Annotated in this window: 9 protein-coding genes; 3 read left to right on the top strand and 6 right to left on the bottom strand. The window is 66.3% G+C overall.

Features of this window, described 5'->3' with window-relative positions; all coding sequences use genetic code 11:
- Positions 1-158 precede the first annotated feature (158 nt).
- Positions 159-2,936, bottom strand: coding sequence for a helix-turn-helix transcriptional regulator (locus tag OG876_RS02160; RefSeq protein ID WP_328523019.1), 2,778 nt, complete (start codon positions 2,934-2,936; stop codon positions 159-161).
- 955 nt (positions 2,937-3,891) lie between these two features.
- Here OG876_RS02160 and OG876_RS02165 point away from each other — a divergent pair.
- Entirely contained in the window at positions 3,892-4,371 is a 480-nt protein-coding gene (locus tag OG876_RS02165; RefSeq protein WP_328526848.1) for an organic hydroperoxide resistance protein, read from the top strand.
- Here the strand turns inward: OG876_RS02165 and OG876_RS02170 are convergent.
- Positions 4,346-5,029, bottom strand: a complete 684-nt coding sequence (locus tag OG876_RS02170) for a hypothetical protein (RefSeq protein WP_328523020.1) — start codon at positions 5,027-5,029, stop codon at positions 4,346-4,348. The genes OG876_RS02165 and OG876_RS02170 overlap by 26 nt on opposite strands.
- The gene (locus OG876_RS02175) at positions 4,999-5,508 is read right to left on the bottom strand and encodes a hypothetical protein (protein WP_328523021.1); all 510 of its coding nucleotides are present in this window, start codon (positions 5,506-5,508) and stop codon (positions 4,999-5,001) included. Before OG876_RS02175 ends, OG876_RS02170 begins: the two co-directional genes overlap by 31 nt.
- Before the next feature lie 258 nt (positions 5,509-5,766).
- Here OG876_RS02175 and OG876_RS02180 point away from each other — a divergent pair, with 258 nt between their 5' ends.
- On the top strand, positions 5,767-6,321 hold the full coding sequence (locus OG876_RS02180) for a COG4315 family predicted lipoprotein (RefSeq protein WP_328523022.1): 555 nt from the start codon (positions 5,767-5,769) through the stop codon (positions 6,319-6,321).
- A 1,211-nt stretch (positions 6,322-7,532) separates the two neighbouring features.
- Positions 7,533-8,729 (top strand): IS110 family transposase, encoded by a 1,197-nt coding sequence (locus OG876_RS02185; protein WP_328523023.1) that lies wholly within the window; start codon positions 7,533-7,535, stop codon positions 8,727-8,729.
- A gap of 1,768 nt (positions 8,730-10,497) precedes the next feature.
- Here the strand turns inward: OG876_RS02185 and OG876_RS02190 are convergent.
- The 3 genes from OG876_RS02190 to OG876_RS02200 form a co-directional block, all read right to left on the bottom strand.
- Positions 10,498-11,436, bottom strand: a complete 939-nt coding sequence (locus OG876_RS02190) for a glycoside hydrolase family 43 protein (RefSeq protein WP_328523024.1) — start codon at positions 11,434-11,436, stop codon at positions 10,498-10,500.
- Positions 11,437-11,439: 3 nt separating this feature from the next.
- Positions 11,440-12,867, bottom strand: a complete 1,428-nt coding sequence (locus OG876_RS02195) for an alpha-L-fucosidase (RefSeq protein WP_328523025.1) — start codon at positions 12,865-12,867, stop codon at positions 11,440-11,442.
- A gap of 65 nt (positions 12,868-12,932) precedes the next feature.
- The gene (locus OG876_RS02200; protein ID WP_328523026.1) at positions 12,933-14,504 is read right to left on the bottom strand and encodes an ABC transporter substrate-binding protein; all 1,572 of its coding nucleotides are present in this window, start codon (positions 14,502-14,504) and stop codon (positions 12,933-12,935) included.
- Between the last annotated feature and the right edge of the window lie 116 nt (positions 14,505-14,620).

The following is a 14,620-nucleotide window of genomic DNA, read 5'->3' on the forward strand; positions in this document are numbered from 1 at the left end:
CTGGGTGTGGCTGCGTGACGACGTCACTGTCACCCTGGAGCGGTCCGCATCGCCCCCGGGAGGCCCCGGGGTCGATACCCGGCGTATCCCGACGAAGGCATCAGCACCTCCGGCGGACCAGACAAATCCACTGCCTCAGGTGCCGCACCCCGTCCTGGTTACGCCGACGAGGTCGGAGAGCCCGGATCTGGCAGCACGCGGCGCAGTTGTCTGCGGGAGGTGATGTCGAGCTTGGCGAACACGTGGCCGAGGTGCCACTCGACGGTGCGAGGACTGATGAACAGCTGGGCGCCGATCTCGGGATTCGTGAGATCGTCGCGAGCCAGCCGGGCGATCTGCGCTTCCTGTGCGGTCAGCTCCTCGGACGTCTCGGCCGTCCGCTTGCGCACGGACTCGCCAGTGGCCAGTAGCTCGAGGCGGGCACGCTCGGCGAACCCCTCGGCCCCGGCTCGGCTGAACATGTCATTGGCCCGGTGGAGCTGCCGGCGAGCGTCCACACGCCGGTTCTCGCGACGCAACCATTCGCCATACAGAAGGTGGGCTCGGGCGAGGTGCACGGCGATACGGCTCCGGGTGAGGCGCTCGATCGCCTCCCGGTAGAGCCCTTCGGCAGCGTGGCCGTCGCTCAGCAACGCCCGTGAGCGGGCCTCCACCCCGAGCGCCCAATCCGTGCCCACGGCGCAGGTTCGTTCCTCGAGTCGTCGCAGAGCGCCATTGCCGATCTCGGGATTGCCACTTCGCGCGGCCGCCTCGATCAATTCGACCAGGCCCCAGCCGAAGAGACCCAGATCATCGTGCTCGCAGGCCCGTTGGGCGGCAGCGAGCGAATCCTGGTAGCGGCCGAGACCGTTGTACAGCACTGCGGTCACGTATTCCGCCAAGGCGATCGCCCTTCCCTCACCCCTGCCCGTCGCATCCTCGACACTGGCCCGAACCAGTGCCAATGCCTCAGCCTCCTGACCACGCCAGGCGGAGAGCACCAGGGAGGTGTACATCAGGGGGACGCCGGCGGTTGCTTTGGAGATCGCATCGGCCTCGTCGATCAGCTCCGCCGCGGCAGTGAACTCGCCGGCGTGCACGTGCACGCCAGCACGGTAGGTGAGCGCGATCGGCAGGACGGCCAGCGCGCCGGCATCGCGAGCCAGCTGCACCTGGCGGGTGGCCAGCTCGTGCCACGACTCGTCGTCCCACAGATCCGCGGCGATGCGGCAGCCGAGCCAGAGCCAGCGGAGGTGGTCCTGACTGCGGCCCTCCTCTCGGCGAAGTGCGTGCAGCCCTTCTTTGAGCGGGCGCACGCCTGCGGCGTAACCCTCGGTAAAGCGTGCCACCAGACCATCAAGGAGGAGATCGATCGCCCGTGGCTGCTGCGGTGCGGGCGGCGCGGCGCGAGCAGCGTCGGCTGCCTCGACAACTCCGCGGCCGCTGCTGAGGCGACCGGCGAAGATCACTGCTCCCAGCGCTTCGAGGTACGTCTCACGCGCCAGCTCCGGGTCCAGCGTCTTCAGGTGTTTGGCGGCGCTCAGCAGTAGCGGCGGAGCGTCGTCGCCGCGTCGCAGTGAGAACGCCAACTCCGCGCGCAACCGCTCCAGCCCAGCGCGTCGGACGTCATCGAGCGGTCCGATCTCGGCCGTCGCCAGCAACGCCTCGGCCTCATCCGGCGCGGCCGCCTCGAACTTGGCCTGGGCGGCGGCGAGTGCACGCGCTCCCCTGCGCGCAGGGTCCGGGGTGAGCTCGGTCGCTCGCTCCAGGAACGCGGCCGCCGCGGCCGCGCCACCGCGGGCCCGCGCCCGGTCGGCAGAGCGCTCCAGTTCGTCGGCCACCACCTCGTCGGGCCCCGAGGCCGCACGGGCACGATGCCACGCGCGACGATCGGGATCGACCTCCGGATCGGTCGCCTCAGCCAAGACCCGATGCACAGCTTGCCGGTCCGCCAAGGCCGCCGGCCGGTAGATCGCCGAGCGGACGAGCGGATGACGGAACCTGACCCGGGCGCCGAGTTCGACCAACCCCGCGGCCACGGCCGACGCGGCCGCGCCGGCTTCGATTCCCTGCAGTTCGGCCGCACGCCACAACAGCGTCGCATCGCCGATCGGCTCAGCTGCTGCGGTGAGCAGAAGCAGTTGTGTGTCGCGCGATAGTGATTGGAACTGCCGGTAGAAGCTCTGTTCGATCCGACTCTCCACTGGCTCCCTGGCCGGCAGACCGAAGCCGCCCGCGAGCTCCGTCGGCGTCAGTCCTCGGGGCAACTGCAGCAAAGCCAACGGATTACCGCGCGTCTCGGACACGATCCGGTCCCGCACCCGGTGGTCGAGGCGTCCACGAATCGCTGATGCCAAGACCAGGCGGGCGTCGCGTTCGCCGAGCCCGTGGACCTTCAGCTCTGGCAGGCCGGTCAACTCGGGTTCGTTGCCGGGCTCACGTACGGCGAACACCAAGGCCACGGGATCGGCCTTGACGCGTCGCCCAACGAACGCAAGAGACTGTACGGAGGCCCTGTCGAGCCACTGCACGTCGTCGATCAGGCAAGCCAGTGGCTGTTCTTCCGCCACACCGGCCAGCAGACTCAGGACGGCAAGGCCGACGAGGAAGCGATCCGGAGTGTCGCCCCGTTGCAGTCCGAATGCGACGCGCAGCGCATCCAGTTGTGGCACCGGTAACTCCTCGACACGATCGAGCATCGGCGCACAGAGCTGGTGCAAGCCGGCAAACGCGAGTTCCATCTCCGACTCGACGCCGACGACTCGTGCGACGCGGAAACCCGCCGCGCGCTCGACCATGAAGTCGAGCAGCGCCGACTTGCCGCAGCCGGCCTCACCGCGCAGAACCAGCACGGCGCTCCGACCCGAGTGCACCGCGTCCAGCAGCCCGGCCAGTGTCTCGCACTCGCTGCGCCGCCCGTATAAGACGGACAGCGAGGGATCTCTCGACACGCCCATGATCGATGGTAGGGACCGCGTCCACTCGATTGACAAGGCGGCGCAGCGTAGGCGGCTTCGCTGCGGCGATGGGAGAGGGCGCAGCGAAGTTCGCAGTACCCTCCTGGGCCATCCAAGAGCTGGAGTAGGAAGAGGGTGCCACGCTACTCCGCCGGGGGGAGGTCTTCCGCCGGATGCATGGTTCGCAGTACCGAGTCCGGCCGTAGTCGGTGTCGCCCGCGCTGGTGGTGTGACGGCGACTCTGCATGACGATGGGGCCGTATTCGCCCATTCGGGAGCTGACTATGAATCTCGACGATGTGGTCCGAACCCGCAGTTCCAGATACGTCACGCCCGCGTCGTCGGCGCCCCGCCGAGTGTGGTGTGGGATGAGCTGCCGCGAGTCACAATGTCGGCGCTCCCCTTGGGGTGGACACTCGAGGCCGCGCGGCTGATGCCTGCCCGGCTCTCCGGCAGGAAGCATCAGCCGTGGCACGACGCTCCTTTCTCGACGTCACGCCCATCCCGGTTCTGTTCTCCCGGCGACCCAATGTTGTGATCTCGGCAGGCCTCAGCCAAGCGTGGCGCCTATTGGAGAGATCGACGCCCCCGCCTCTGGACGCTGCGGCTTTGCGAGCCTGGTCTCACTGGCACCTCGACGTGCATCGCGTCGTCGAACGGCGAACGTCTGCGATACCACCGATGACCGGCGGCCACTGGTCGTAGCGATTCAGACGAAGACACCCTAGTCCGGTCCGCGTGCTCTCTCGTGGCCACCGGGCGCTCCGCCGGGGCAACGACCCGGGTCTTCACTGGGGCGACGGGCCGTACGACGGACGACAGTTGTCGTACGAGTCATCCACTGCAGGCAGAGGAGCCAATGATGACGCAGCAGATCGAGGACTACGGCTCATCGGCGATCTCCGCACCGCGATGTCAGGCGAGAACATCCACGCAGCAAAGGAAGGTCACGAAAATGTCGGTCATTCCGTTGAGACGAATCCTCTACACCGCCGAGGCGATCACCGAAGGCGGCCGGTCCGGGCACGGCCGCACCACTGACGGCCGCCTGGAAGTCGAGCTTGCGGTGCCCGAGGACATGGGAGGCAAAGGCGGCCCAGGCACCAATCCCGAACAGTTGTTCGCAATCGCCTACGGCGCCTGCTTCCAATCGACCATGCTGGCAATCGCCCAGGGGCGCAAGCTCGATGCCGGCGACGCCCGGTTCACCTCCCGGGTCGACATCGGCCCGACTGCACACGGCGGCTTCGGCCTTCGGGTCGCCCTAGATGTCCACGCACCGCACCTCGCGCCTGCCGAGGCAGCACGCCTGATGGCCGAGGCGGACCAGCGTTGCCCCTATTCCAATGCCACCCGCGGCAACATTCAGATCATGCTCACCGTCGACGGCACGCCGATCGAGAAGGTCGTCAAGAACGACCAAGGCGCTGCGTAAACGAGGTTGGCGTGACGGGCTGTCCGGTGAACGGGGCCACCAGACGAACCTGCCGAGCGGCGACGCGATCGCGTTCGCGATCGCGTTCGCGATCGCACGGGCTCCCCGGCGCACACGATCGGGCGTGGGCTCGGTCGCTCGTTCCAGGAACGCGGCCGCCGCGACCGCGCCGCCGCGAGCACGCGCCCGGTCGGCCGAGCTCCAGCTCATCGGTCACCGCCGCGTCGGGCTCTCGCGCCGCTTGGGCGACATGCCACGCGCGGCGATGGGGATCGATCGCCCGATCGGTCGCCTCGGCCGGAGCCTGGTGAACCGTTTGCCGGTCGTTCAGGGACGCGTGCTGGTAGACCGCCGAACGGACCAGTGGACGGCGGAACCGGACGTTGGCGCCGAGTTCGACCAGTCCCGCAACTTCTGCCGGAGCTGCGGCGCCGGCTCCGATCCCCTGCAGCTCAGCCGCGCGGCGCAAGATCTTCATGTCGCCGATCGGCTCAGCGGCAGCGGTCAGCAGGAGCCGTTGTGTGTCGTCCGGCAGAGATCGGAACTGCCTGTAGAAACTCTCTTCGATACGGCTCGCCACAGCGGCCGAGTCCGGCAGGCCGAACCCGCCGGCCAGCTCTGGCGGCGTCAGCACGCGCGGCAGCTCCAACAGCGCCAAAACGGATTGCCCCGCGTCTCGGCGACGATGCGGCCGGGCACCCGGTCGTCGAGCGGTCCACGAATCACTGATGCCAAGATCAGGTGGGCGTCGCGTTCACCGAACCCCTGGACCTTCAGCCCGGGGAGGCCGGCCAGCTCAGCTGCGTTGCCGGACTCGCGCACGGCGAAAATCAAAGCCACCGGATCGGCCATCACTCGGCGTGCCGCAAACGCCAGAGGCTGCACGGAGGCACTATCGCGCCACTGCGCGTCATCGACCAGGCACGCGAGTGGCTGTTCCTCCGCCGCGCCGGCCAGCAGACTTAGGACGGCAAGACCGATGAGAAAGCGACTCGGTACGTCGCCCACTTGCAACCCGAAGGCGACGCGCAGCGCATCGCGTTGTGGAACCGGCAGCCGCTCGACCCGGTCGAGCATCGGCACACAGAGCTGATGCAGTCCGGCATAAGCAAGCTCCATTTCCGACTCGACGCCCACGACTCGTCCAACACCGAAACCCGACGCTCGGACACGAGTCCAGCAGCGCCGACTTGCCGCACCCCGCCTCGCCGCGCAGCGCCGGGACCGACCGCCAACCGGTTTGGCAAGGTTCACGACGCCCTGTCCGTTCGTGCTCTGGTCAGGCGGACCCGGTATCCACCCAGGGACCTACCGGGGGCGACTACGGGCGATTGTCCGCGAGCGTGGATCCGTCAGCACGACAGCTCACGACCAGCTCACCCGTAGGAGCGATACATGATCACCGATCGGAACTCTGAGACGAACCACCGCCGGCACTTGCAGATCGCAGCGACTTCCTTCGCAGCCGCCGTCTTCGCACTCGCCGCGGCCGCCTGCGGCAGCGCTCCCGGCGACTCTGCCGGATCCGATCCGATGCCGTCGGCGACCGGCGACGCGGTCAGCGCGCAGGCCACCGCTCTGGGCACCATCCTGGTTGACGGCCAGGGCCGCACTCTGTACCAGTTCGCCAACGACATGAACAACAAGTCGACGTGCGCCGATGCCTGCGCGGCCAATTGGCTCTACGCTCCGGCCCCGGACTCGCTGCCGACGTCCCTACCCGGCGTCAGCGGCACGCTCGCCACGACCACCCGCGACGATGGCCACCACCAGTTGAGCGTTGCGGGCCACCCTCTCTATACCTTCGTCGGCGACTCCACCCCCGGCCAGACCAATGGTCAGGGCATCAATCTCAACGGCGGCGTGTGGACTGTCGTGTCCCCGGCCGGCGCCCCCCTGACGAACCCGAGCCTGGCCGGCGCACAGAGTCCCGCCCTACCCGGCTACTGAGACGGACAGACAAGGCGTTGTCATCAGTACCACAGCACACCCTCCCCAGGACGTCCTCATCCCAGCCCGGCAGGTGTCACCGTTGAGCGTGACGGACCGCACCTACGATCTCAGCGAGATTTGCGCCCGCTGCGGCCCCAGCACTCAGGCCCAGTTCAAGTGGGTGTTCCCGCAGATCAGCGAGCTCACCAAGGAGCACCACGACCTCTATCTCTGCGCACATTGCTCCCAGCGGGGTGAGCGTCGACTCCTCACCACCAGCATCCTCCACGTGGATCGCACATGAAGGGCGCGCTCACCGTGGCTGCGCCGGCTCTCGCCCTCGCAGGCGCTGCCGTCGCCTGCGGAACGTTGGCAGTGTGGGAGCAACGGCACAAACGCGTGGCGACATTGCCGTCTGCCTGTCCAACAGTGCCGAGGAAGTGGCCTGGGGCAAGCAGTTGGTGGCGGCCTGGAGCGCTGCCCACGCGGACCAGAAGGTCATCAGGAGATCCCGACCGGGAAGAGCTCCGAGGAGGTCATCGGGGCCGCGATCACCGCGGGCAGCGCGCGGTGCCTGATCTTCAACACCTCGCCGGCGGCTCGGGATAGCAACTCGCGCCGGCCAGAACACTCAGGAATGCCGTCTGAATGCAACGAATGAACTGCTGCGTACACACGAGTCGGGCGGGCGATGCAGGATGGGGTCGATTGTCCGTGTCCGTGTGCGTGGACCCGGGATGACCGATGGTGAGCTGAGTCAGATCCGGTTCCCGCAAGAAACTGCACGCCCTCTGGCAAGATGCGGTGCCCGCTCCCGCGATCTGCTCTCCGAGACGCCGGCGGACGGGGCCTGGCCCGTCCGGCACGGCGCAGCTTGCCGGACGGTCGCATGCCCAGCGTGCGGTGGATCGTGGTTCACATGATCGAGGAGTATGCCCGAAACAACGAACACACCGTCGAGTCACACCCGTGTGCGCGCCCGTACCGCGAGGCCGTTGGACCGCGGTGTGGAGAATCGATTGTCTTCTCGACACCACCCGCCTGAGTCGGCGCTGGCAGCCGCCGCGCAGGCTCTGAGTGTCGAGAAACGTGTTGCGAAGCCTAGACGGTATGAAGTGACCGCTCGGGGTTGCTGAGTGGTTGCGGGCCGGGGCCTCACTCGCACAGATTCGTGGGTTGCCGAGTAGGGGCTGCCTGCTCGGCCTATCCGACATCTGTGGGAGGCCCCGGTGTTTTCCGAGCGTACGAGTGTTGGGCTTGATGTGCACGCACGGTCGGTCGCGGCCGCGGCGATCGACGGCGTGACCGGCGAGCTCGTTCAGGCCAGGCTGAGTCAGTGGCACGATGAGATCGGGTCGTGGATCCGGGGCCTTGCGGGTCCGGTGGCGGTGACGTATGAGGCTGGTCCGACCGGGTTCGGGTTGTCGCGTGCGTTGAACGCGGCGGGGATTCGGTGTGTGGTCGCGGCGCCGAGCAGGTTGCAGCGTCCGTCAGGGGATCGGGTCAAGACCGACGCGAAGGACGCGATTCACCTGGCCCGACTGCTGCGCCTGGACGAGGTCACGCCGGTGGTGGTGCCCACGGTCGAGCAGGAGACGGCGCGAGATCTGGTCCGGGCCCGCGAAGACTGCCGGGGTGACTTGATGCGCGCCAGGCACCGGCTGTCGAAATTGCTGCTGCGCCAGGGCATCGTCTACTCGGGCGGGCATGCCTGGACCGGCGCACACGATGCCTGGCTGCGTCGCCAGTCGTTCGGCTCCGCCCCGCTGCGGTTGGCGTTCGAGTCCGACTACGAGGCCATGGTGATGGTCAAGGCACGCCGGGTCCGGCTCGACGCCGCGATCGAACAACTGGCCGCCGGCAGCGAGTTCACCCCGATCGTGCGGCGACTGGGGTGCCTGCGCGGTGTCTCCACCTTGACCGGGTTCGCGCTGGCGGTCGAGATCGGCGACTGGCACCGGTTCACCGGCAACACCATCGCAGCGTTCGTCGGTCTGGTGCCCAGCGAGTACTCATCCGGGGCATCCCGCGTGCAAGGCTCGATCACCAAGACCGGCAACACCCACGCCCGAAGGCTGCTGGTCGAAGCTGCCTGGCACCACCGCGCCCGCTACCGGCCAGGCAAGACCATGCACGACCGGTGGGAGCTGACCGGACCCGCCGCCAGAGCTCGCGGTGACGCCGGCAACCGGCGGCTGCATGCCCGCTGGATCCGGTTCACCGAACGACGCAAACGCCCCGTCGTCGCAAACGTCGCCGTGGCCCGTGAACTGGCCGGCTGGTGCTGGTCCCTGACCACCCCTGCAGGAGTAACAACCCACCCCGACCCGGCTTCGTCGACCCCACCGGCACAAGCAGCGCGTGGAGCGACCCGCGAAACAGCTATGAGCAACCCGGCCACGGCACCAGGCAACGCTCGACCCTAGACACGCGAACCGCTCCTGCCGAACACCCCGTACTGCGGTAACCAACCCGCGCATATCAGCCTGACCGCGCGTCGCCAACGACACGCTCACCACCGGCCGGCCAACGAAGCCAACGAGGCGCCCGCCCCGAACAACCAGGACGGGCGCCTCACCCTGCCACTTGACAGGACGTCACTACATATCAGCTGTGCCTGCATTGCGAGCCGGAGGTCATGCCGGTGCGGTTGCAATGGAGCATGCGGCGGTTGTGCGCTGCGGCGAGTTGGAGGAACCGGACAGGTACGGATGATCAAGGCCCTGTGTTTCGCGACGGATGGGGCCAGACTGACAAGACGAGGGTTCCCGCGAGGGACGGCATGACCTCGGAGTGCGGCTCCAGGGGGAGAGATGAACGAGGAACAATTGAGGATGGTGGCGCGCGGGGCAGCCGGGAAGCCCTGTCCTTGGTGTGGAAAGAGCGCCAAATACGTAACGAATGACGATACGGCGCAGGTGCTCCGGAATGCGGTCCGAAGCGTCCTAAGCGGAATACTGGTGTGGAAAGTGGTGAGCGTCACCGTCACCGGGGGAAATGGGCCGTCAGGGATTTGTGACCAGTGCGGTAATCAGGTTGCATTATGCCCTTCATGCTCCAATCCAGACAGACGGATTTCCCATTTCATAAAATGCTTGTCATGTGGCACAGCCTACGCTGCAGGCGATAGCATCCCATACCGCTATTGACGCCTGTGGCCCAGGCTGGGACGGCCGCGAGAACCACTGTCGTGTCGTGCTCGGCGACGATCTGGTCGTCGCCGCTCCTCTCCTTCCCCACCGGGCGATCAGGAGACAGTTCCTGCACGTCTCGCCCAGTCGGAGCGCGAGCGGCTTGCGCGCGTAGCCGCCACCTCCGGATACACCGGCTATCGTCTGTTACCTGCCTTGCTCAGCAACGATGCAGAGCTCGCCGCGCGTCTGCTCAGCGACGGAGTACTCGACGGGTACCGTGCCCTCGATGTCCTGACTGGGCGCCTCGCCAGCGGCGTCGAGATACTTGGCGCAGTGTTGCTCGCCCATGGCGTGGCACCAGATCAGATAGCCCGCCGGATCTCATCCCAACGCTTCTGGGAAGGCGAGGAATCGAATGCCATCAAGTCGGACATTGCGTAGCTGGAGCAGATGAAGGGACGCATTCCCGCCCTTAGCCAGGTTGGAGCAGTCTGCCCTCAAAGAGGAAGACGAGCGAGCACGCCGCGGACGGGTCTAGCTGTCGCCCATACCTGTTACGCGTTCTGACCCGCCACGACGCGCGAAGAGCACGGAGTGACCACCGGCCACTCCTCTCAACTCGCTCGCTGTCTCGGACACAGGTCCCGACGACGCACCTCTTTACGCACCTCAATCAGTGCGACAGCATGGTCAGCAATCAGAGTCAATGAGCAACACAAGTCCAACGAATCCCTTACCAGCAAGAGATTTCGCGCACTGTCGGCAGCCAGTGGTCAACCCCGGATGGAAATCAGCGGATTCGGGGTTCGAGTCCCTGGCGGCGCACAAAAGCCCAGGTCACGGTGGTGGCCTGGGTTTCTTCGTGCCCGCAGGTCACCTTTCAGCTAAGCGTGTCTCCTGCCGACCAAGGCACTGCGGCCTTCAGTTGAGCGTGACTGTGCGTCACATCGGCTCGGGACCTTAACGTTCCGGTGGACTGGGGCGCTCGTGCTCGGCGCCACGACTCGGAGGACGCCGACTCCCGGCGTGAGGCGGTCGCGCTCGTGGGTGAGCTCGCGGATCAGGGCCAAGTCGTGGCGAGTCGGTCGTGTTCTTCGGGGGTCAGGGGTAGTACGACGCCGTGGCAGGGGTCTCGTGGTAATCGGTGGTCGTCGGAGGGGGTCCACGAGCCGCCGGCGAGGTCGGTCGTCTCGAAGGGGACGTAGCGGCGTTCCGGGGTGAACTCGTCGATCCACAGGTACCACTTGTTCTCGGTGTTCGACTTGTACACCAGTGGGCCCTCGCCCTGGGTGATCGCGCCCAAGCCGATGCCTTCGGCCACCGGCTTCCACTCCGCGGCTGTCAGCGAGGTCGATGTCTCGGAGAACACCGTCTTGCCAAGCGGCGCCGCGGGGCCGCGGCTGCGTTCGTCTTTCAGGAAGCGGTAGTAGAGGCCGTCGTGCTCGATCACCGTGGTGTCGATCGTCTGCCAGCCTCGGTCGATCCATATCCGCGGCTCGGAGAACTCGCGGAAGTCGCGGGTGGTGGCGTACATGATCCGGTTGTAACTCTCGCCCTTGTGTTCGGCGTTGTCGTAGAGCGTCGAGGACCAGTGCACGAGGTAGGCCTGCTGCTCGGGATCCCAGACCGCCTCCGGGGCCCAGGCGTTGCCGGCCTCGCGCGGTGCGACCTCGACGAGCCGGCCGTCGCCCCAGTTCACCAGGTCCGTGGACTCCCAGACCATGATCGAGCGACTGCCCCGACGCTGGTGCCGGTCCCAGTCCAGGCTCACGTACAGGCGCAGGTCGGTCGCGATCAGGTAGTACCGATCGCCTTCCGGAGAACGGACGATGTGCGGGTCGCGGACGCCGCCTTCGCCCAGAGTGGAGTACAGGATCGGTTTGCCGCCGTTGAGATCGTCGAAGTGGAGCGGGTCGTTGCCGTCGCTCAAGGCGAAGTAGATCTGCTCCCCGTCGACCGCTTCGCGCTTGAAATGCGCATAGAGGTAACCCGCGTACATCTGTCAGCCGGCCTGGAGATCGACAGCGAGACAGTTCGCGACCTCGAGCGGAGGTTTCTCAGGTAGCTGGACGACCAGGATGCCGTGGGCGTGCTCGAAGGGTACGGCGCCGTGGCCGAGCAGACGTACGCCGGTCACCGATTCGCCTGCGAAGCTGCGAATCACAGCGCGCCCGTCAGCCGGCCAGGCAAGTTGGAAGGCGTAAACGGTGTTCTCGCGGCGGGTGAACCGGTAGTCGGAACTCGTCCAGCTCACCCGGTCTTCGGTGAAACCGTCGATGACCACACTCGAAGGTCCTTCACCGAACACCCGGAAGGGCCTTGTGCCGTAGATGCCCTCGCCGCAGACCTTGATCCAGGCGCCCAGGTCGTCGAGGAGCTGCGTGCATTCGAGGTCGAGGCTGCCGTCCGGCAGTTGAGGGACGTTGAGCAGGAGGTTGCCGTTCTTCGACACGATGTCGACGAGAATCTCGATCACATGGCCGGCGGTCTTGTAGACATCGCGAACGTTGTAGAACCAGTCACCGACCGAGGTGTCGGTCTGCCAAGGCTTTTCGTGGATACCGGGGGTCTGGCTCCGTTCGATGTCCATCACGCCGACCGCGCTGATCGCGGGCCGGCGGTCCTTCTGCTGGTAGACCGCACGGTTCGTGCCATGGAGCCGCGCACTGGTGTTGTACAGATGCGACACCGCACGGAGACCAGGCGCGTACGTCGCCTCGCCGAAGGGCAGCGGGCCGTCGGAGTACAGCAGATCAGGCTGGTACCGGTCGATCATCTCGGTCACGGCCTCGAGCCAGTGCTGGTGCCACGCGGGATCGTCGCTGTACCACGGGTCCGGCACGTCGACGTCTTGCAGATAGCGGCTGTTGTCGAGGTAGAGGTCCCGGCCGGCCGGATCAGTTCCGTCGTACGGCACGCCGTCGAACGGTCCGCGGCGGTCGCTGCCCTTGTTGACCGCCATCCAAGTGAGCGCCGCACCGAGGTGTTCGGTGAAGCCGAACGGCAGCCCACGGTCGTCCGCGGCAGCCTTCCAGAGCGCGAGAATGTCTTTGCCCGGGCCCATCTTCATCGAGTTCCAGCGGTGGATGGCCGACTCGTAGTTGAAGAAGTTGTCGTGGTGCACAGCCTGCGCCACGAAGTACCGGGCACCAGCTGCGACGAACCGATCCATCAGGTCCTGTGGGTCGAACTTCTCGGCCTTCCACAGCTGTACGACGTCCTTGTAGCCGAACTCCGACGGGTGCCCGTAGGTCCGCAGGTGGTAGCGGTACTGATCGCTGCCCTCCCGATACATGTTGCGTGCGTACCAGTCGCCGTACCGCGGCACCGACTGCGGTCCCCAGTGCGACCAGATACCGAGCTTCGCATCCCGGAACCAGTCCGGGCATTCGAACGTGGCCAGGGACTCGAAGGTTGCGTCGAACGGCACTGATCGCTCCTCGTCGGTGGTGGCGAGTGGACCGGCCGGTGTGCTCCGGCCGGTCCACGGTCGTCCTACTTGTTGGGCATCTTGTCGTAGGCGGTTTGCTGGATCTCGAGGTAGCGCTTGAGGCCGAGGCCGTCGAGGCCCTTCACGTAGGCGTCCCAGTCGGTGTCGATGTTCTTCGAACCGGTGACGAACTGGAGTGCGTTCTGCTGCACGTAGCTGTCGATGTTGGTCTGCATCGTCGCGACCTCGTTGGCCTGCGTAGGATCGATCCACACCTTCCAGTACGGGTAGATCTTGGCCTTGTCCTCGTGGCCGGCGTACAGCTTGGTCGCGTCGAACAGCCGGCGCTCGTACCCTGCCTGCGAGTAGACGTCGGTGCCGATCGCCTCGGAGTTCCGGAAGTGGGCGGTGTTGTTGTACTGCGCGAGCGCGCCCCAACCCGAGTTCGGCGGCTTGCTTCCGACCTTTTGCGGGATCTGCTTGAAGATCGGCGTCAGCGACTTGTCCAGCGCGACATCGCCGGTCGCCGGCTTGGTCCAGGTCTTGCCTTCGGTGCCGAACTGGCCGTTGATCTGACCCTGGTCGGTGAAGATGTAGTCGAGCAGCTTGATCGCCTGGATCTGCTCCTCCTGCGTCGCCTTGTTGGTCAGTACGAACGTCGCACCCGGCGCGCTCGGGAAGTTGTAGCCGGTGAAGTTCGCGCCGTCCGGCCCGGTCAGCGGCGGTACGGCGTCGTACTGCTTGTCCCGTCCGTCCGGCGAACCGGTCGTGACGAAGATGCCCGGGTGCAGCACGGTCGCGGAGCCGAGGACGACCGTTCCGGCGTGATTGCCCTGCTGCTGCAGGGCGTCCGGGTTCTGGGTGAAGGCGCCCTTGTCGATCAGGCCTTCCTTGTAGAGCGAGTTCAGGTACTTCAGGCCGGCCTTCCAGCCATCCTTGTTCGCCTGGATGTCGACCTTGCCGTCGTTCAGTACCAGCGTCGAGTTGTTGTTCCCGCTGGTGCCCTGCGGGTCGTAGATGAACGCGTTCATGAAGTACGGGATCAGCACGTCCCGCACGTCAGCACTGAGCGGGATCTCATCGGCCTTGCCGTTGCCGTTCGGGTCCTGGGTCTTGAACGCCTGCAGGACCTTGCGCATGTCCTCGGTGGTCTTCGGCTGCTCCAGGCCGAGCTTCTTCAGCCAGGCCGAATTCATCCACAGCTTGTCCTGGTACGTGCAGTGGAAGCAGTCGACCCACTGGGGTATCCCGTAGATCTTGCCGTCCGGCGCGGTCGCCATCGCCTTCCACTCCGGCGTGTCGTCCAGCGCCTTCTTGATGTTCGGCGCGTATTGATCGATCAACTGGTTCAGCGGTACGACGACACCCTGGTTCGAGAGCTTCAGCAGGTCGGTCTGGGTGAACTGGTCGACCCAAGGGATCAGTAGATACAGGTCCGGATAGTCACCGCTGGCCAGCGAGATCTGCCGCTTCTCCTTGGCCGGGCCGCCGTCGAACGTCGTGTTCTGCCACTTGATGGTGAGGTTGAACTTCTCCTTCACAGCCTTCGTGAAGTCGTTCGTGGCCAGGTTCCAGTCGGCCGACTGCGGCGCGAACACATCGAGGGTGACCGCAGGATTCCCGGTGATCGTGGGCAACGGCTTACCCTGCTGATCGTCCGATCCGCCGCCACCGGAACAGGCGGCGAGCGTGAGTGCCAGGAGACTCAGGCCGGCGATCGCGGCACGCCTCCGCTTTGTGAACTGTACAGACA

It is taken from the genome of Kribbella sp. NBC_00359 (assembly GCF_036097425.1).
In the GTDB taxonomy this organism is placed as follows: Bacteria; Actinomycetota; Actinomycetes; order Propionibacteriales; family Kribbellaceae; genus Kribbella.